General features: G+C 38.9%; 21 protein-coding genes and 1 tRNA gene. 5 read left to right on the top strand and 17 right to left on the bottom strand.

Annotated elements, in window-relative coordinates:
- The first annotated feature begins 58 nt into the window (after nt 1-58).
- The gene (gene acuI / locus F4W09_RS09535) at nt 59-1,036 is read left to right on the top strand and encodes an acrylyl-CoA reductase (NADPH) (protein ID WP_151504625.1); all 978 of its coding nucleotides are present in this window, start codon (nt 59-61) and stop codon (nt 1,034-1,036) included.
- 309 nt (nt 1,037-1,345) lie between these two features.
- Here acuI and F4W09_RS09530 read toward each other — a convergent pair whose 3' ends face one another.
- The 5 genes from F4W09_RS09530 to F4W09_RS09510 form a co-directional block, all read right to left on the bottom strand.
- The gene (locus F4W09_RS09530) at nt 1,346-2,107 is read right to left on the bottom strand and encodes an alpha/beta fold hydrolase (protein ID WP_151504624.1); all 762 of its coding nucleotides are present in this window, start codon (nt 2,105-2,107) and stop codon (nt 1,346-1,348) included.
- Between the two features lie 143 nt (nt 2,108-2,250).
- The gene (locus F4W09_RS09525) at nt 2,251-3,132 is read right to left on the bottom strand and encodes an MBL fold metallo-hydrolase (protein WP_418655087.1); all 882 of its coding nucleotides are present in this window, start codon (nt 3,130-3,132) and stop codon (nt 2,251-2,253) included.
- On the bottom strand, nt 3,126-3,551 hold the full coding sequence (locus tag F4W09_RS09520) for a YeeE/YedE family protein (RefSeq protein WP_151504623.1): 426 nt from the start codon (nt 3,549-3,551) through the stop codon (nt 3,126-3,128). The genes F4W09_RS09525 and F4W09_RS09520 overlap by 7 nt, the downstream gene beginning before the upstream one ends.
- A 2-nt stretch (nt 3,552-3,553) precedes the next feature.
- Complete coding sequence (locus F4W09_RS09515) at nt 3,554-3,967, bottom strand: YeeE/YedE family protein (RefSeq protein WP_151504622.1); 414 nt, start codon at nt 3,965-3,967, stop codon at nt 3,554-3,556.
- A gap of 215 nt (nt 3,968-4,182) precedes the next feature.
- Nucleotides 4,183-5,082 (bottom strand): LysR family transcriptional regulator, encoded by a 900-nt coding sequence (locus F4W09_RS09510; protein ID WP_151504621.1) that lies wholly within the window; start codon nt 5,080-5,082, stop codon nt 4,183-4,185.
- Nucleotides 5,083-5,183: 101 nt separating this feature from the next.
- Here F4W09_RS09510 and F4W09_RS09505 point away from each other — a divergent pair, with 101 nt between their 5' ends.
- Together F4W09_RS09505 and F4W09_RS09500 are read left to right on the top strand one after the other, a co-directional pair.
- Nucleotides 5,184-5,618, top strand: coding sequence for a CidA/LrgA family protein (locus F4W09_RS09505; RefSeq protein WP_035302025.1), 435 nt, complete (start codon nt 5,184-5,186; stop codon nt 5,616-5,618).
- Entirely contained in the window at nt 5,615-6,310 is a 696-nt protein-coding gene (locus F4W09_RS09500; RefSeq protein ID WP_151504620.1) for an LrgB family protein, read from the top strand. The genes F4W09_RS09505 and F4W09_RS09500 overlap by 4 nt, the downstream gene beginning before the upstream one ends.
- An 18-nt stretch (nt 6,311-6,328) precedes the next feature.
- Here the strand turns inward: F4W09_RS09500 and F4W09_RS09495 are convergent, their stop codons facing one another.
- From F4W09_RS09495 to ybaK, 12 genes are all read right to left on the bottom strand, one after another.
- The gene (locus tag F4W09_RS09495; RefSeq protein WP_151504619.1) at nt 6,329-7,087 is read right to left on the bottom strand and encodes an adenosylcobinamide-GDP ribazoletransferase; all 759 of its coding nucleotides are present in this window, start codon (nt 7,085-7,087) and stop codon (nt 6,329-6,331) included.
- Complete coding sequence (locus F4W09_RS09490; RefSeq protein WP_151504618.1) at nt 7,084-7,689, bottom strand: histidine phosphatase family protein; 606 nt, start codon at nt 7,687-7,689, stop codon at nt 7,084-7,086. The genes F4W09_RS09495 and F4W09_RS09490 overlap by 4 nt, the downstream gene beginning before the upstream one ends.
- Before the next feature lie 10 nt (nt 7,690-7,699).
- Nucleotides 7,700-8,752: a nicotinate-nucleotide--dimethylbenzimidazole phosphoribosyltransferase gene (gene cobT / locus F4W09_RS09485; protein WP_151504617.1), complete on the bottom strand. Its 1,053-nt coding sequence runs from the start codon at nt 8,750-8,752 to the stop codon at nt 7,700-7,702.
- Entirely contained in the window at nt 8,749-9,270 is a 522-nt protein-coding gene (gene cobU / locus F4W09_RS09480) for a bifunctional adenosylcobinamide kinase/adenosylcobinamide-phosphate guanylyltransferase (protein ID WP_044740639.1), read from the bottom strand. Before cobU ends, cobT begins: the two co-directional genes overlap by 4 nt.
- Nucleotides 9,252-9,896 (bottom strand): 2'-5' RNA ligase family protein, encoded by a 645-nt coding sequence (locus tag F4W09_RS09475; protein ID WP_244948560.1) that lies wholly within the window; start codon nt 9,894-9,896, stop codon nt 9,252-9,254. The genes cobU and F4W09_RS09475 overlap by 19 nt, the downstream gene beginning before the upstream one ends.
- 106 nt (nt 9,897-10,002) lie before the next feature.
- Nucleotides 10,003-12,144 (bottom strand): bifunctional mannitol-1-phosphate dehydrogenase/phosphatase, encoded by a 2,142-nt coding sequence (gene mtlD / locus F4W09_RS09470; RefSeq protein WP_151504616.1) that lies wholly within the window; start codon nt 12,142-12,144, stop codon nt 10,003-10,005.
- A 261-nt stretch (nt 12,145-12,405) separates the two neighbouring features.
- The gene (locus F4W09_RS09465) at nt 12,406-12,642 is read right to left on the bottom strand and encodes a hypothetical protein (RefSeq protein ID WP_016167907.1); all 237 of its coding nucleotides are present in this window, start codon (nt 12,640-12,642) and stop codon (nt 12,406-12,408) included.
- Nucleotides 12,643-12,978: 336 nt separating this feature from the next.
- Nucleotides 12,979-13,055: transfer RNA gene (locus tag F4W09_RS09460), tRNA-Met, on the bottom strand.
- A gap of 180 nt (nt 13,056-13,235) precedes the next feature.
- Complete coding sequence (locus F4W09_RS09455; RefSeq protein ID WP_016167826.1) at nt 13,236-13,445, bottom strand: cold-shock protein; 210 nt, start codon at nt 13,443-13,445, stop codon at nt 13,236-13,238.
- A gap of 170 nt (nt 13,446-13,615) precedes the next feature.
- The gene (locus tag F4W09_RS17315) at nt 13,616-13,837 is read right to left on the bottom strand and encodes a transposase (RefSeq protein WP_104442166.1); all 222 of its coding nucleotides are present in this window, start codon (nt 13,835-13,837) and stop codon (nt 13,616-13,618) included.
- 249 nt (nt 13,838-14,086) lie between these two features.
- Entirely contained in the window at nt 14,087-14,854 is a 768-nt protein-coding gene (locus F4W09_RS09445) for a hypothetical protein (protein ID WP_104442167.1), read from the bottom strand.
- 110 nt (nt 14,855-14,964) lie between these two features.
- Nucleotides 14,965-15,432 (bottom strand): Cys-tRNA(Pro) deacylase, encoded by a 468-nt coding sequence (gene ybaK, locus F4W09_RS09440; RefSeq protein WP_044738488.1) that lies wholly within the window; start codon nt 15,430-15,432, stop codon nt 14,965-14,967.
- Nucleotides 15,433-15,588: 156 nt separating this feature from the next.
- Here ybaK and F4W09_RS09435 point away from each other — a divergent pair, with 156 nt between their 5' ends.
- Nucleotides 15,589-16,239 carry a CDP-alcohol phosphatidyltransferase family protein gene (locus F4W09_RS09435; RefSeq protein WP_151504615.1) on the top strand — a complete coding sequence of 217 codons (651 nt, stop codon included), beginning with the start codon at nt 15,589-15,591 and terminating at the stop codon, nt 16,237-16,239.
- 22 nt (nt 16,240-16,261) lie between these two features.
- The gene (locus F4W09_RS09430; protein ID WP_151504614.1) at nt 16,262-18,016 is read left to right on the top strand and encodes a bifunctional alpha/beta hydrolase/class I SAM-dependent methyltransferase; all 1,755 of its coding nucleotides are present in this window, start codon (nt 16,262-16,264) and stop codon (nt 18,014-18,016) included.
- Nucleotides 18,017-18,022 lie beyond the last annotated feature (6 nt).

Raw genomic sequence — 18,022 nt, 5'->3', positions numbered from 1 at the left:
GCATTTATTTTTTAATTAATTCTAGACAAGTAGTCTAATTAAATAGCGAGGAAGTTCTATGTACAAAGGTATCGTAATTACTAAAGATGATGCAGGTTACACATCAAAAATTACTGAGATTGCATCAAAGCCTTTAGAAGAAGGAGAGGTTAGAGTTGAAGTTAAATATTCAACTCTAAATTATAAAGATGCTTTAGCCATTACTGGGCGTTCACCTGTGGTTCGTAGTTTTCCGTTAACACCGGGTATAGATTTTTCAGGTGTTGTAATTGAATCAAAACATCCAGCATGGAAACGAGGAGATGAAGTTTTATTAAATGGTTGGGGTGTTGGCGAAAAATATTCTGGGGGATTAGCTGAGCAAGTTACTGTTTCAGGCGATTGGCTCATACAAAAACCTTCTGCTTTTTCTTTTAAAGATACGATGGTTATTGGTACAGCAGGTTATACCGCAATGTTGTGTGTCATAGCTTTACAAAAACATGGTATTAAACCAAGTGATGGGAAAATTTTAGTAACAGGTGCAAATGGTGGTGTTGGTAGTATTGCGATTATTATTTTGAACCATCTTGGTTATGAGATCACAGCTTCAACTGGTCGTCCCCAAGAGTCGGAATATTTAACCTATTTAGGTGCGAGTGAAATTATTGATCGTATTGAATTATCTTCGCCAGGAAAGCCATTAAACAAAGAAATTTGGGCTGGCGTGATTGATACTGTTGGAAGCCATACTTTAGTCAATGCATGTGCTAGTACAAAATATCGTGGTGCAGTTGCTGCGTGTGGTTTGGCAGGTGGAATGGATTTTCCAGCGACAGTTGCTCCATTTATTTTGAGAGGGATTACGTTATATGGAATTGATAGCGTGATGGCACCAATTGAATTAAGAAAAGAAGCATGGGAACGTTTAGCTACAAAATCAGATCAAACAAAATTAGAAACAGTAACAACTGAAATTCAGTTAACAGATGCTTTAAATATTTCAAATGAAATTTTAGATGGAAAAATTCGAGGTAGAGTTGTTGTAAAACTATAATACGACAAAATAAATCATGCAGAAAATGTTTGTAGAACTTTGGAGAGTTATTTTATTCATGGTTATAGATACATGAGTCAAAGGATTTCGGCATAACGAATATTATGTTCATTCACGTACTCAGCATCATGAATATAATTTTGCAGATTCATGATGCTGAGCTGTGGCAACAACTGCGTTGTGTAGGCTACAGTCTTTGATATGTTATTTAACATAATATACATTATACGAAATCAATATGATCCTTCCCATACAAACACAGAGTTACGCGACCTTGCACAAACAAAGTCGCTGTAGAACATCATCTTATTATTTTAAAAAGTTAGAGATCTCTAATAATACTTCATCTGTCTTTTCAGCATGCAACCAATGTCCCGCATTTAAAACCTCTTTTATTTCAGCAACAGGAAACTGTTCCTGAATAGCATCAAAATGTTCAGGCTTATGAATGTATGGAGATAACCCACCACGTAAAAATAACACCGGCTTTGTATAAGGCTTTATCTCTTGCCAAGATAATATCTCTGCATAATGCGCAAAAATGGCATTTAAATTAAAACGCCATTTGCCTTGCGTAAATGATTTCAATAAAAACTGAATCACCATATCTTCTTGAATAAATTTCTTCATGATTTCAGTAGCTTGTAATCTTGATGCTGGGGCAGCTTCTTGTACAGCAAATAATGCTTTAAAAATTTGTTCGTGATGATTTTCTTGATAAGCAAATGGTGCAATATCTAACACAATGAGGCGTACCAGACGATTTTCGGCCTTCTCCGCTACTTTCATGCTTATTTTTCCGCCCATGGAATGTCCAATAAGGGAAAATTTTTGAATCTGTAGATGATCCAAAGTTTCTAGTACATCCTGTGCCATCAAGTCATAGTTCATGTGTTCACTATGTTCAGATAACCCATGATTACGTACATCTAGCTGTATTACAGTACGTTGATCAAAAGCCCGAGCCAACATGCCAAGGTTGCTCAAACTGCCGAATAACCCATGAATGAGTACAACAGTTTCTAATTCGCTTGGATTTGCTGGTTTCTGTATTTGATGATTAAGGATCATTAGTGCTTCTACTAGGTATTTATATATATAGTGGCTTTTTAATTTTTAAGAATCAATAAATTTGCTTAGGCTATTTTTAGAAATGCAAAAAAATAGAGATAATAGTGATGTATTATCCTGATTTTTCTGCATTTATCTCATGTTTATATGTTAGATTTGAAAAAATTAAATGGAATTTTCAAATAACGAATCCCATTTTCTTCAGGCTCAGGGAATTGTCCAGCCTGCATATTGATTTGTATAGCAGGTAAAATCAATTTAGGCATGGCTAAAGTTGCATCACGTTGATTCCGCATCTGAACAAAATCTTCTTTTTTAGTGCTTTCATTGATATGAATATTATGCTTTTTTTGTTCAGCAATACTGGTTTCATAAATAAAATGATCGCGATCTTCAGGTAAATAGTCGTGGCACAGGAACACTCGCATGTTGCTATCCAAGGTAAATAGCTTTTGTACTGAATCAAATAACGTCGCTGCGCTACCTTTAGGAAAATCACAGCGTGCTGTACCGTAGTCTGGCATAAATAGCGTATCACCGACGAATACAGCATCACCAATCACGTAGCTTAGGCAAGCTGGCGTATGTCCTGGTGTTGGAATGTTATAAGCATCTATTTCACCAATTTTGAAATGTTCACCATCTTTAAATAAATAATCAAATGAACGTGTCGCATTAAAATATTTGGGTTCAAGGTTATAAATTACGCTAAAGGTTTCCTGCACAACTGCAATTTTCTCACTAATCGCAACTACTCCCCCCACCTTCTGTTTTAAATACTGTGAAGCTGTTAAGTGATCTGCATGTACATGTGTTTCTAAAATCCAATTTATGCTTAGGCTATTTTGCTGAATATAATCAATCATCTCATCAGCCGAAGTTGTCTTTGTCGTTGCAGATGCAGCATCATAATTCAGTACACTATCGATAATCGCAGATTGGCGACTCTCTGGGTCCGTGACTACATAGCTAAAAGTATTGGTTTCATTATCAAAAAAAGCCTTAACGATTGGTTTTATCAACATGATTTAGCTCCCATCGTTTTATTGAATATCAGTACACCAATGATCATAGCAAAAATAAAATAAAGCGCTTGATAGTGCCCTAAACCAATTAAAGTAAGACTTGGTCCTGGACAAATACCTGCTAAGCCCCAACCCATACCAAAAATTGCACTTCCCAGAACCAATCGAGTGTCAATTTGTGTATTCTTAGGTAGCTCAATTGGCTCTTTAAACACCGTTTTAGGTGCTTGTTGTTTGGATAATATTTGAAATGGAATAAATGCCACTGCAATTGCACCCATCATCACAAATGCCAAACTTGCGTCCCAAGTTCCGAATACATCAAGAAAATTCAGTACTTTCTGTGGATTCGCCATACCCGAGAACATTAAACCTGTGGCAAATAAACCACCAAAAATAAAGGCAAATATATTTTTCATGTTTATGCTCCCAAAATATGACGCATTACAAACACTGTCACGGCGCCAGCAAGCATAAAGGTTGCTGTTGCAATGAGTGATCGTTTCGATAAACGGCTAATCCCGCAAATACCGTGACCACTGGTACATCCAGAACCAAGTCGCGTACCAAATCCAACCAATAAACCCGCTAAAATCATAATGAACGGTGAACTTTCAATCTGAATCTGCGGTTGCATAAATGCCCCATACGCAAATGGCACGATAATGAGTCCCAATAAGAACCAAAGTGCAGGTGTACTGAATAAGGTTTTCGGGCTAAGGACTTGTGAAATTAGGCCGCTAATTCCTGCAATACGACCATTGACCCACAAATAACCCACGGCGGATACACCCAGCAGTGTTCCACCGATAAAAGCGGTTAGATAGTCATGCATTTTCTGCGTTCCACTTAAAACAATATATGTTTTTATAATATGTTTATTTATAAATTATTCAAGAGCAATTTTGTATAATTTTTATGCAAACCCACCTTGCAAATTCGCTTAAGGTGATAATGAATAACCTTTGACGTAGATTCCCTAGAATCATTTTAACCAATAAATATACGGATTCTAGATTGGGACATAATTGATATAGTTTTTTTCTTCAACTAAAAATGAATACTTTCCAGATTATTTTCAATAATATTTAACCAAGCGCGTGTTGCAGGTGTCATCGCAACAGTACTGTTCCATGCCATTTTTAAGTTCCAATTGATCTTCGGCTCTGTCAGTAAAGCAATATGAAACTCTTCACTATTTAGTCGCTCACAATAGGCTTGTGGCAATAATGCAATTCCCACATTCGATTCCACCAGCTTAGCAATAAAATCCCATTGACTACTCCGACATGCCACTTTGGGCTCAAAACCTACAGACTGCGCCGCCTGAATAATCACGTTGTTTAGCGTAAATGTATTGGCGTACAGTAAAAAAGATTCCTCCTTGAGTTCAATCAATTTAATTTCTTGTTTTTTACGCCAATGTGAGCTTTTCTTTGCCAGTAGACAAATCGGTGAGTTGATAATTTCAAATCCACTCAGTAAAGGTTTTAGCTCTCCCATCACCACCCCAGCATCAACCTCTTTACGAAAAATAGCCTCCTCAATGCCTGTCGCCCCGACTTCCAGAAAGTTCAACTCGATATGCGGATATTGACTATGAAATTTGGCAATCACGGTACTCAGCATCATAGCTGCCAAAGGTGGTAGACCAATCGTCAGCTTACCTTTCTTTAAACCTCTGACTTGTGTCACCGTATCAAAAATACGTTGCTGTTCATTCAGAATAATTAAAGCGTGTTCATACACTTGTTGTCCCACATAGGTCAAAGCTACGCCGCGTTTGCGTCCTGCCTCCCCTTTATGCAGCAGCATAACGCCTAATTGTTCTTCTAGACTGCGCATCGCTTTACTAATGGTCGGTTGGGTTAAATTTAGCTGTTCAGCGGCTAAAGTGAAACTCTGCGTTTCAACAAGAGTGACAAAAACTTGTAGACTTTTAATATCCACACCCAATATTCCATATTTGCATAATTATTATTTTATTATTCATAATTCATGCAAAAGGTCAATTTTAAAATACCTTCATATTGTTTAAACCTGTTTGTATCATGTCCTCTCCTTATGCATCAAAAATTCACAATCTCCTAAAAGTCACCGCTCAATTGCTATTTTTAATTGGACTCTGGTGGATCGGTTCCTTTATTCAGCAGTTCTTTCATCTTCCAATTTCTGCGGGCGTGATTGGACTCATTCTGCTTCTATTTGCCCTGATGTCAGGCATCATGAAATTGGTGTGGATTAAATCAGGGGCAGATTTCATTCTTGCCGAATTGGTGTTGATGTTTATTCCCTGTGTCGTGGGCTTAGTCAAATATAAACAACTCTTTCTCACACAAGGCTGGCAGCTCATTCTTGCAGTTGTGTTGGGCACTCTCTGCGTTATGGTAATGACCGCCTACAGCGTGCACTTTGGTTTTAAGCTCGAACGTAAACTACAGCAAAAGCAAAATCATCGTCAGACTAAAGTGGAAGCACACTCATGAACATCACGGCGCTATTGTGTTTCATTGCGACCATTATTGGGTACATCTTGGCGAAAAAACTTTATCGTCGTTATCCCTATATGTTGCTGTCCCCTGCTATGCTGGTTCCTTTTGTGCTGATTTTGATCTTGTTGGGCTTTCATATCTCCTATGACACCTATATGACCGATAATCACTGGATTGTCTGGATGCTTGGACCAGCAACTATCGCCTTTGCGATTCCCATCTATGAATATCGTCAACTGATTCGCGAACATCTGTTTTCTATTGCTCTGGGGATTGTGATTGGAATGAGTGCTGGTGTAATAAGTGCCTTTTATTTGGCAAAACTGTTTCATTTTGATAGCCAAACCACCTACAGCCTCATGTCACGCTCTATCTCTACCCCTTTTGCCATGGAACTCACCGCGCATATTGGCGGCTCAGTTGAACTGGTGATTTTATTTACAATGATTACAGGGATTGCAGGCGTACTTTTGGGAGACGGCATACTACTGCTGTTAAAATTAAACTCCGCCTTTGCACAAGGCGCTTCGCTAGGCAATGCAGCACACGGCTTTGGTACCAGTAAAGCATTCATGCGTCATCATGAAGAAGGTGTAATTGCTTCCCTAACTATGGTTTTAGCAGGTGTATTTATGGTGATCCTCGGCCCGAGCTTAATTCATCTGGTATTACGTTGCTTAGGCTAATTTTTGGATCAAGAATCCTTAAAACAGTGTATCTATCGGTAGATAACTCAGACCAATGACGAACGCCAGTAAACAAACTGTTTCGCTCAGCTCTATACTGGCACCAATGGTATCTCCTGTAATGCCTCCTAGACGTTGCAGGAACTTAGTCCGTAGATGGATAAATGTTAAAACCCATGCCAGTGCTGTAAGCAGACCTAAGCCTAAGAAATACATAACAAGGCTTAGACTCAAGCCAATGACCCAATAGACACGGCGCTTAGGCAAATGTGCTGCAATACTCGAACCTAAACCATTGGAACGCACATACGGTGTACTCACAAAGAGTGGCAAAGGAATGGTTCGCCCAAGCACGGGAAACAGCAATAAAGCAAGTGCTGCTTTCTCTTCGAGTAATACATACAGTGCTGCCCATTTTAAGACACAGACAATAATTAAACTCAGCACCCCAATTGGACCACAACTCGGGTCTTTCATAATCTTAAGGGTACGCTCCTTATCGCCAAAGCCTCCAACCCATGCATCAGCAGTATCCGCCAACCCATCGAGATGTAAGCCACCCGTCAACCAAATCCAAAGCACCAAAATTAAACTTGAGAGTAGAACTGTAGGCAATCCAGACAGTAACAGTGCAACTGCATATAAGATCAGCCCAATAATTAAACCGACCACAGGATAGAATAAAATCGAATTTGCATTCTGCCGAGGCGTCGGCATTTCTTTAAGTTGAATTCGTAACGTAGTCAAGAACTGTAAAGCAATCAGAAATGGAGTCATGTTAACTCCCTTAAAGCCAGCACCTGTGTAGCCGCATCCCAATGAAAAGAATTGAGTTGCCCCAATTCCGCCGACATTTTCAATACATCATCCAAGGGTTGCTGTAACACCATACATTTTAACAGTTTAATGACACCGCCATGTGTGATCACCAATGCCGATTGCCAACCATTGAGCTGCATCAGCTGCTGTATGTTCGACATCGCTGTACTGACTCGGAGATGAAACTGATGCATAGTTTCCGCATTAGGAAGTGTAGTCTGCGTTGGTTTTTGCCAGAAGTCTGCCAAAGTTTCAGGAAATTGTTCATATAACTGTTGTATCGACTGTCCTTCCCAATCGCCAAAATGCATTTCTTGCAGGTTTTTATCTAAAATAAGCGGTATATCCCGCTCTTTTACACAGTGTTCCGCGAACATAGAACAACGCTGCAAGGGTGAGGAAAAGACTACATCCCATTGCTGAGGCAGAGTTTGAGATTGATCTATACTGCTCAGCATTTGTTGCCACCCCTTAGCTGTCAAAGCATCATCCAGTGAACCGCGCAGCGTATGACTCAGTTCACTTTCGCCATGTCGTAGTAGATCAATCTTTAAATGCATAGCAGATTTCCTAAATTTTCTCACCAATCACGGCGGCTTCTGCAAATGTCGCCATTTGATTATGTAAGTGGCATGCCAGTTTAATAATGCCGAGTGCTGCACCTGCACCACTGGCTTCACCCAAACGTAAATTCAGTTTTAAAATTGGTTCTGCGTTTAACTCTTGCAATAAGCGTTGATGCCCATACTCGGCAGACTGATGTCCGAACAGCATCCATTCACGTACCGCAGAATTCAGTTTGACTGCAACCAGTGCAGCAGCCGTACTAATAAAGCCATCAACAACCATTGGTAGACCTAATTGCGCACAACGGATATATGCACCGACCATCGCGGCAATTTCTAAACCACCTACTGCACAAAGTGCTTTAAAGGCATCCTGCTGCACATATTCACGATGTAATGCCACAGCACGATCAATCACTTGTTTTTTATGTGCTAATTGCTCTGCACGAATGCCTGTACCGACACCTGTAAGTTGTTCTGCCGCTTCATTGAGTAACATACATGCCAAAGCAGAAGCCGAACAGGTATTGCCAATACCCATTTCACCCGCAACATAAATAGAGGCTTTTTCCTTTACGGCACGTTCGACACTTTGCTTACCCAAATTCATGGCTGCACTACATTGTGCTTCAGTCATTGCGGGCTGTTTGACAAAATTGGCTGTGCCTGGAGCAATACAATGGGTTTCTACGTGTGGATATTGATAATTATCTCCCACCGTACCACAGTCAATCACTTGTAAAGTTGCCGCATATTCCTTGGCAATGACACTAATACAGGCACCACCCGTGGTGAAATTCAGTAACATTTGACGGGTCACTGCTTGAGGATATGCCGAAATATTTTCTTCCATCACCCCATGATCACCAGCAAAAATACTAATCCACGGCGTTTGAATATCAGGTTGATCTTTATTCTGCAAACTTGCCAATAAAATTGCGATACGTTCTAACTCAGACAAAGAACCAGTAGGCTTGGTGAGTTGTAATTGGCGGGCTTCTGCACGTTGTTTCGCTGCATCATTCGGTTGTTGACACGCCTCTAACCACCAGCTCATGATTTGTCTCCTTTTAATTGCATTGATAATCCCGCCACACAAAACAGTACTTTATCGGCAAGTTGAGCCAGTTGTTGATGAAGTCGCCCCGATTCATCCACAAACTTACGGCTTAACTCTCCCATAGGCACAACGCCTAAACCTGTTTCATTACTCACCAGAATAATTGTGGAAGATAAAGTTGGTAAAACGTCGAGTAATTTTTGCATCTGCTGTGCCAATAAGTTTTGATCATCTGCCAATAAGAGATTAGTCATCCATAAAGTCAGACAATCCACTAAGATCAGTTGTTCTGGCGCATCTATACGCTGCAAACAATCGGCCAAATACAGCGGCTCTTCGCTGAGTTGCCAATGTGATGGACGTTGTGATTGATGATGTTGAATACGTTGCTGCATTTCAACATCTAAAGCCTGAGCGGTTGCCACGTAGTGCACCTTAAGCCCCGAATCTTGTGCAATCTGTTCAGCCAAACGACTTTTACCTGAACGAGCACCCCCTAATATGAGTTGCAACATACGTCACCTAATGAAATGTTCTGTAGAGTATGTAAAGGACCTTGTAAGACTTGGGCATGATAATAACCAAACTTGATCTGGCTAATGTCAATTTCAAACTGCTGGGCAGGAAATGCAGCCATTTTGTCTAAAATACTTTGGCTGGGATACGCAGCGTTATATAGACCCACGGTAATATGCGGGCAATAGCTTAATGCCGCAACTTCATCACTAAACTGGGCACATTGCGCTCTGATTTTTTCTAAAGCCAAGTCAATATCGATAACCTCTAGATATAAAGCACTACTGAAACTATTCAGAGCACCTATTTTCAGTTTAAATTTTTCTAATCGGCTTAACTTCAACTCTGCATATTGTTGTTGGAATTGCTGTTGCGTGAAGTCATCATCAAAAATTGCTTGATCTTGTGCTAAAAAACCACAAATAAACAGTGTGATATGAAACTGACGTGTATTGGGAAATAATAGATATTCGGAGAAATAATCTTGAACTTGATTAAGATACAAAATCAAGTCTGGATTTTGAATTTCAATATACCACAGTGCATAGAGCTCCCGACCATGATGCCATTCTGGATAATCACGGTGAATCGTGGGAACAACATGATGAATGTGATCTAAAAACACGTTTAATATCACTTTAAACTGCAAAGTGATATTAAAACACGTTCTTTGCCAGACTCATGCAAGGCAAAGTTTATAAATATTCAACTTGTACTGAAAATGATTCAAATTATGCACAAACAGCAGATGTATCACTTAAATGAATTGAAATTCGTTTAGGATCAAACTGATCGGGATGCTGAAGTAGATCTGCTAAACCATGCTTTAATTGCATCAGTAACGCTTGTTGCTGTGGAGTGCTAAGTAACATCTTTTCTACTTCATTTTGCATCGTACTCATCACATCATCTATAGCTATCTGATCATGCAAAATGGCATAGCCATAACCCAATACTGCACCCGCAATCAATTGGTCATATGCTTGTCCACTCAAGATTTGCTGCCGAATAGAAGATAAAACCCGTTCGCCTGACTCCAGTTTGCGTAAAGGATCTCGCGCTACCCTTGAACAAGGGTCTTTAAAGGCAAATTTACAAGAGTCGATAAAACTTTGTGCCAAACGGTTTAAGTCTGCTTCCCAATGCGGTAGTTGCAGCAATAAACCTTGCTTAACTTGTGCTAAGAGTTGCTGACTAAACTGCTGTAGCTGTACATCCCCCATGGCGATACCGATCGTCTCATGCCCCAATAGGCTGGCATACCACGCCATCATGGCATGGGTTCCATTCCACATACGGTTCTTAATCAACTGAATCTCGGAAATATCATCGACCAAAACCATTTGTCGCATTTTACTCAGTAAAGGGCTTTGGTTTTCCACATAAATTGGCATATCCAACTCTGCATGAAACAGAATTAAATCCATACTCTGTAAAATATGACTCGGTTGGAAATTACGGCGCAAATCTTCAATATACACAGCAGCTTGATGCTCTTGGGTCGAATCCAACTGAAGACTTTCATCTAGATCTGTATTTTCAGTTTCGACTTCTTCCTGAAACTGTTTAAAAATGTTGTATTTAATTTTCAGTTGACGATATAGATTTTTCTGACTTAGCTTCGACACCATACGGTTGACTACGGTATCGCAAAAATAATGTTGTTGTAGAATCTGCTCGGTAATAGCCACACTGGTTAATTCATTTAAGGCTTGTCGTAAATAATCAAGGAAAAGTTGTTTGGCGTTGACCTTGTTCAAGATAATCAAAAAGGTCAGCGGTTCTTTAGCTTGACCTGCTTGATGTGTATGGCGCTCATACAATCCTTTAGCAATCATCTCTACTTCATGTACTAAGGCATTTTCAGGTAAACACACAGCAATCAAACTAGATTCAACATACATGTCCGACATTTGTGCTTCATCATCTGCATCAATCACAGTCATATTTTGAATTGACTCATCATAGGAGATTTGTCCATAGCGAATGCAGTAACCACCAAAAGCGTTTACCGCCTCACGAAACAAAGCATTGCGCGTCGAAGCTAAGATACGCTTAGGTCGCGTGTAGCCATCCCAATGCGACAAGATTTGTGCCAAATAACCACCACCAATTGCCCCAAAGCCATGAATACCCACAGTCAATTGATTCAACGTTTGCGGAAAGGGCTCTTGCAACTGTGGCAAATCCTGTTTTGCGGTAAAACCATCTAAATCTGCCAAACAGTCATACATACACTGATAATAATAATTCGCTTTGGCTCGCATATTGGCATTTGCGGGTTTAATATCTTTCAATAAAACCGTAATACCTTTGGCTTCAAATGCTGAAGTCACGCCATTTTCCGAATCTTCAAACATTAAACAATGTTCAGGGTTAAGATTCAGCTTTTCCGCTGCCGTCAGAAAAATTTCAGGATGAGGCTTACCTTTCTCCACCTCATCACCACACACCACGACATCAAAGAATTTATACACATTGGCATTAATCAGATATTCTTCAGCAATCGCACGGCGACTAGACGTTGCAACTGCCATACGCAAACCTGACTTTCTTAAACGTTCCAAAACTTGAACCAATCCTTTTTTAATAGGAACGCCACAGCTTCGTACAGATTCTAACTCCAATTCATCGGCACGTTTACGGATTTCAGCATAAGGAATATCTGCTCCATAAGTTTCCTGTGCCAAAGCTTGTGCCGTTTTGGCACTTAAGCCTAAACATGCCATTAAATATTCATTGGAAAATGATTGCCCAATCAGTTCTTGAGATGCCTGTTTCAATGTTTGAAACCGAAGACGTTCAGTATCAAACATTGTTCCATCCATATCAAAAATTGCACCCAGTATCACATCATCATGAAATTTCAGCATTTATGCTCCTCAAATTATTGTTATGTACAGCTTTTAGCCTAATCAAAAACACAATAGCTGAGTAAAAATGACACGATATGAAATAATTTTGATTAAAATTTACTCACAACAACCAACAATTCCTTATTTTTTGTTTTATTTGTTTAGATCTAGGTAATCTTATGTAATCAAAGTATGCATCTTGGGATTTTTAAAACACTGAAAATAAAAAACCTACCCCAAAAATAAGGTAGGTTAAATACTTAAAGACTAACTCTAAATTTAGTTTTTCATTAAAAATGTTAACTCTTCATCATCATGTGTAATTTTAACTCTAACGCCGCGATAGGAGCGCTTATCAGGGTCTAGCGCTGAATTAATGACTTCGTCAGCAAACTTTTGATCTGCCATAAATTTTGCATAGAGCTTATATCCAATCCGAATTTTCTTAATTTTTTTGCCTTTCGCTTCGTACTTATCTAAAGTTTGGTCTAAAATTTCTAAACTTAAATCATCCACGTATTTATCCTCTATTGTTCTACTATATGCCTTGCTTACTTGTACCTGAATTTACATCAAATAACCAGTTATAAAAAACCTAACATATGATGAAACAGCTCAATGCTAAACAACTTAGTCATTAATAAGTAACGAAATAATAATTTTCTGTTTCGGGTTTATCATTATTCTTCAAATATTCAAAGCGTGGCTATATGTTTTTTATATGGTTTTCTTTTTCAACCCACTATTGATCATACATGTATTTTCGGATATCTCATCCAAAGTCCAAATCAAATAGACATAAAAAAACCCAATCTAGGAAGACTGGGCTATAAACTTTGAATCTTTTCTCGTTGGTAGCGGGAGCTGGATTTGAACCAACGACCTTCGGGTTATGAGCCCGACGAGCTACCAGACTGCTCCATCCCGCATCAACGAGTTGACTTTATACGCCCTAATGCGTGATAAAGCAAACTTTATTTTAAATAAATAACGTATTCATTAATAATTCACTATATTTGCATTAAAACAGTTGAGTTTTACCTATAAATTAGACAATAAAAAAGCCCGCTTAATGCGAGCTTTTTTGACAAAAAACAATCAAGTCAGACTTAGATTGCTGTGATGCCGCTAGCTTGAGCACCTTTTTTCCCTGCAGTTACAGTGAATTGTACTCGTTGACCTTCTTGCAAAGTTTTAAAACCGTTGGTTTGAATTTCGCTGAAATGTGCGAATACATCTTCACCATTGTCAGCAGCGATAAAACCAAAACCTTTAGTTTCGTTGAACCACTTTACAGTACCAGTCGTTAAATTAGACATAAGATATTTCCTATAAGATTAAGCTGAGAATAGAAAATAATTTATTTAACATAAACCTTTAATACAATGAAGGATGAAAATCAACAACACAATAAAATCAGTAAACACAATAAAATTATTCTTCTAGTATGTATAAATATATACGTTTTATTGACGAAATGATAGCTGATTTAACTCTTTAACTTGTAAAGCTTGTTCAACTCAGTATAAAACGATTTGCCGTCGAGATTAAGAGCGCATTTTTCGCCAGACTCAAATTCAACCTGTTTACCCACTTCGACCCAGCTCACACCAGATAAATTACTTTGTTTGCGCTTGAGAGGGATAATTTTCACACGTATTTCATCGCCATTTATGGCTCTTGCTGTCGTCCAGCCATTTAAAAAAATCAATTTAATTACTCATATATTGAGCCTTTGCAAACAAAAAGTATTTCATAAATAAGACCATTCGGGGAGTTTGGAGTTTATTCTATAAAGCGGCATTGTGCCTATGAACTTATAATATTTACATCAGCAAAGCATGTAGAATGGATATCAAAGCGTATCCAACTTTGGACTTACATACTACGCGATCTTGACATACGAAGCAAACCGTACAAAAAAGCCCATCTGATGATGGGCTACAGTGCTTTTAAAAACTTATGATTTCGTCCCTTTACAAACAATATCTGCTATTTTTCCAGCAGGCTCATTAAAAATGTAGATCAAATTTGGATCTGTAGCACATACCGAAGCTTGAAATAAATCTCGAACGAACAACCAAATATTAAATTCTTTGGCTTCATCTGAATTTGCTATGTTTGAATTCGCCTGCTCATATTGCTGAGCTGCCTGAGTAAATATAGAACTCCAATTTCTTCCGAATTTTTCCAAATCGGTAGTAGAAGTGCCTCTTAAATCAATAATCTGATCTATCTGAGAAGAGTTAGGATTGTATACGGCGATAAAAGGACCCGTTGAATAGAGCAACTTAGGATTAAGCTTAACCAATTCACTTTCCGCAAGATTATAGTCATATACTCTTAAAATTAAATCGCAATCACGAGTATTTTGTGACAAATCCGTTGTTACAGGAACTTTGGTTACAACTTGATTCTCAATAGCGACGCCTTGATTGGATTCAACATCTTGAGCTGTTTCTAATTGTACAAATCCCTTACACAGCGCTTTGTTAAATTTTTCTGCATTCACACCTTTATTAAAAAAGATCACGGCGGAAGGTCGGGTACTATGCGCAACTGGAGTTAAATCAGCCAGTGATGTCGTAAATTGTCGAGTCATAACATCTGAATCATGAATAGGTATCATGGCAACTGGTGGTGGTGGCGCTGTTACAGGTGCTACAGAACACCCCCATAAAGGCAAAAGACTCATGCATAGCGTTGCTATAATCCAAAATTTCCCCATCTTACTTCATCCCTGTTCGCTACTGATTAAGGTCGCGCATATTATCATTCTGACTTTATCTAAACAAATCAGATCATTAAATAATATTTACATCTCCCTTTAATGTATGATTATTCATCAACAACATCTGCAAAAATAGCACCTAAAACTTCACTCAGGTCTTGTGGCGCTAAACCAATATCCAATCCACGTTTTCCACCACTCACGTAAATCTTGGTCAGGGTTTGAGCACTTTTATCAATTACAGTTTTAAGTCTTTTCTTTTGTCCAATTGGACTAATGCCTCCAACCAAATAGCCTGTTAAACGCTCGGCATCTTTAGGATCGGCCATATGCAGTTTTTTTGCCCCGACTGCTGTTGCCACTTTTTTTAAGTTTAGTAAATGATGTACAGGTAAAATTGCAACGTAATAGCTCTTATCATCGGTGACTAAAAGTGTTTTAAACACTTCCTCTACTTTTAAGCTCAGCTTTTCTGCTGCTTCTAAACCAAAACTTTTCGCATTGGCATCATGCTCATATTCATGAATAGAAAAGTCAACTTTTTTGCTTTTTAATAATTTGCAGGCTGGCGTCATCTTGCTTCTACAATTGAAATAAACCGCGTAATTATAGGCATTTCATAATTAAAATGTGAATTCCACTTAGGCTATTAGTTTCGAAATTCATCTAGCTTGAATTCAACTTCCTGAAATGGGTACAATTCAAGCAAAATACGATACTTAAAAAAGCCAATGCCTTCTATTTATCAGCTTAAACCAGCTTTTCAGAATTTTTTACGACCTTTTGTTCGTCGCTTATATCAACATGGTATTACTGCAAATCAGGTAACTTTGTTTGCAATGTTGATTTCTTTGCTGATCGCAAGTTTCTTGGCTTACACATTCCACGCGCAACCGATGGCAAATGCCGCATTTTTTTTACTTGTTCCAATCTGGATGCTTATACGGATGGCATTTAATGCGATTGATGGCATGTTGGCACGCGAATTTAATCAACAATCACAATTAGGTGCTTATCTAAATGAATTGTGTGATGTGATTTCAGACACGGCGCTATATTTGTGCTTTATAGTATTGAGTTGCATATCTCCAACATTGTTATTATGCGTTGTATTCTTAGCCATCCTCAGTGAATACGCAGGAGTCATGGCCCCTGTGATTGGGCAAGAGCGCCGTTATGATGGCCCTATGGGAAAGAGCGACCGCGCATTCTGGTTTAGTGTGTTAGCCGTCTTTTACGTACTCAGCCAATATTTTTCAGCACATATCACTTTTAAGCTACAAGAATTAATAAGTAATGGCTTATTAGCTATCATTACACTTTTACTCGTGATTACGATCTATAACCGCATACGTAATGCAATTGAAAAAACTTCAAATTAATTGATCATTAGGACAATAAAGAATGCCTTATAACAATAGTCAGCAACATTTCACCAGCCATGATGGCACATCCTTGTTCTATCGACATTGGGCTTCGTCGCACAACCCAGAGAAAAAAGCCATTGTGATGTTTCATCGCGGGCATGAACATTCGGGTCGTATGGCACATTTGGTGGAAGAGTTAGACCTGCCTAATTTTGATTTTTTTGCATGGGATGCACGCGGTCATGGTGAATCACCTGGTGAACGTGGCGATGCACCCAGTTTTTCGGCTTGTGTGAAAGACATTCAATATTTTGTTCAGCATATTGAACAGACCTATGCCATCCCACCTGAAAATATTGCAATAGTTGCTCAAAGTGTCGGAGCTGTATTGGCTGCTACATGGGTACATGACTATGCACCTAAAATTCGTGCCTTATGTTTAGCATCGCCTGCCTTTGACATTAAGTTGTATGTACCCTTTGCCAAACAAGGTTTAACGTTACTGAATAAATTACGCGGCAATTTCTTTATCCAAAGTTATGTCAAAGCCAAAATGCTGACGCATGATTTAGACCGTGCCCAGCAGTATGATCATGACCCGAAAATTGCCAAAGCCATTTCTGTACGTATGTTACTGGGACTATATGATGCTGCCGAACGGTTGGTTAAAGATGCCCAAAATATCTATGTACCCACTCAAGTCCTATGTTCAGGTGCCGACTTTGTGGTGCAGCAAAAACCGCAACGCGACTTTTATGAACGTTTGGCACATCCAAATAAAGAATTTCATGTTTTAGAAGGCTTTTTTCACGATACTTTAGGGGAACAAAACCGCGAGATTGCCGTTAAAAAAGTCCGTCGCTTTATTCAACAATGTTTTGCACATCCTTATGATATGCCAGACGTTTTAAATGCCGATAAAATTGGCGCAAGTTGCTCAACTGCTGAACAGTTCAGTCAAGCACTACCAAAAACATCTCTTAAAAAACTGTTTTGGGATTTGACTCAACGTCAACTCAAATTTGGTAGTCAGTTTTCTAAAGGCCTTAAAATTGGCGAAAAAACAGGCTACGACTCTGGCAGCACCCTAGACTTTGTCTATCGTAATCAACCAGAAAGCCAGAATTTACTGGGTAAAGTCATTGATCAACAGTATTTAAATGCGATTGGCTGGCGTGGCATTCGAGTCCGTAAACAAAATATTGAATCCCTACTGGAAAAATATACCGCATTGTTGGCTAAAAAACGTAAACCAGTTCGTATCTTAGATATTGCGGCTGGACATGGACGTTATATTTTAGATGCAGTTGCACAATTACCTAAACAACCAGAATCTATTCTGCTACGTGATTATAGCGAACTCAATGTTAAAGCTGGACAAGCACTCATTCAAGAAAGAGGCCTAAACGAAATTGCAACTTTTGTTCAAGCCGATGCCTTTGATACAGCATCTCTCGCAAACATTAAACCCAAAGCAACCTTAGCTGTTGTTTCAGGACTCTATGAGTTGTTTAGTGATAATGATTTATTACGTCAATCTCTAACTGGACTATATAAAGCCATGCTCAAAGATGGCTATCTGATTTATACGGGACAAATTTGGCATCCGCAGCAAGAGTTTATTGCCCGCGCACTCACTTCACATCGTCAAGGTGAAGCATGGGTCATGCGCTTACGTTCACAGGCAGAGATGGATGCTTTGGTCGAACAAGCTGGATTTAAGAAAATTGATCAATGTATTGATGAGTTCGGCATTTTTACGGTTTCTGTCGCGCAAAAGATCGAGCCGTAACATTTT

It is taken from the genome of Acinetobacter tandoii, assembly GCF_008867985.1.
In the GTDB taxonomy this organism is placed as follows: Bacteria; Pseudomonadota; Gammaproteobacteria; order Pseudomonadales; family Moraxellaceae; genus Acinetobacter; species Acinetobacter tandoii.
The sequence above is the reverse complement of the archived record's forward strand: the minus strand, read 5'-3'. Positions and strand labels throughout refer to the sequence as shown.

What these genes read in the sequence shown, in the direction of transcription:
- acuI (WP_151504625.1), top strand. Translation starts at nt 59, where the DNA reads ATGTACAAAGGTATCGTAATTACTAAAGATGATGCAGGTTACACATCA.
- F4W09_RS09520 (WP_151504623.1), bottom strand. Translation starts at nt 3,551, where the DNA reads ATGAAAAATATATTTGCCTTTATTTTTGGTGGTTTATTTGCCACAGGT.
- ybaK (WP_044738488.1), bottom strand. Translation starts at nt 15,432, where the DNA reads ATGACGCCAGCCTGCAAATTATTAAAAAGCAAAAAAGTTGACTTTTCT.
- F4W09_RS09505 (WP_035302025.1), top strand. Translation starts at nt 5,184, where the DNA reads ATGTCCTCTCCTTATGCATCAAAAATTCACAATCTCCTAAAAGTCACC.
- F4W09_RS09515 (WP_151504622.1), bottom strand. Translation starts at nt 3,967, where the DNA reads ATGCATGACTATCTAACCGCTTTTATCGGTGGAACACTGCTGGGTGTA.
- F4W09_RS09490 (WP_151504618.1), bottom strand. Translation starts at nt 7,689, where the DNA reads ATGCATTTAAAGATTGATCTACTACGACATGGCGAAAGTGAACTGAGT.
- mtlD (WP_151504616.1), bottom strand. Translation starts at nt 12,144, where the DNA reads ATGCTGAAATTTCATGATGATGTGATACTGGGTGCAATTTTTGATATG.
- F4W09_RS09525 (WP_418655087.1), bottom strand. Translation starts at nt 3,132, where the DNA reads ATGTTGATAAAACCAATCGTTAAGGCTTTTTTTGATAATGAAACCAAT.
- F4W09_RS09500 (WP_151504620.1), top strand. Translation starts at nt 5,615, where the DNA reads ATGAACATCACGGCGCTATTGTGTTTCATTGCGACCATTATTGGGTAC.
- F4W09_RS09445 (WP_104442167.1), bottom strand. Translation starts at nt 14,854, where the DNA reads ATGGGGAAATTTTGGATTATAGCAACGCTATGCATGAGTCTTTTGCCT.
- F4W09_RS09435 (WP_151504615.1), top strand. Translation starts at nt 15,589, where the DNA reads ATGCCTTCTATTTATCAGCTTAAACCAGCTTTTCAGAATTTTTTACGA.
- F4W09_RS09495 (WP_151504619.1), bottom strand. Translation starts at nt 7,087, where the DNA reads ATGACTCCATTTCTGATTGCTTTACAGTTCTTGACTACGTTACGAATT.
- F4W09_RS09430 (WP_151504614.1), top strand. Translation starts at nt 16,262, where the DNA reads ATGCCTTATAACAATAGTCAGCAACATTTCACCAGCCATGATGGCACA.
- cobU (WP_044740639.1), bottom strand. Translation starts at nt 9,270, where the DNA reads ATGTTGCAACTCATATTAGGGGGTGCTCGTTCAGGTAAAAGTCGTTTG.
- F4W09_RS09530 (WP_151504624.1), bottom strand. Translation starts at nt 2,107, where the DNA reads ATGATCCTTAATCATCAAATACAGAAACCAGCAAATCCAAGCGAATTA.
- F4W09_RS09455 (WP_016167826.1), bottom strand. Translation starts at nt 13,445, where the DNA reads ATGTCTAATTTAACGACTGGTACTGTAAAGTGGTTCAACGAAACTAAA.
- cobT (WP_151504617.1), bottom strand. Translation starts at nt 8,752, where the DNA reads ATGAGCTGGTGGTTAGAGGCGTGTCAACAACCGAATGATGCAGCGAAA.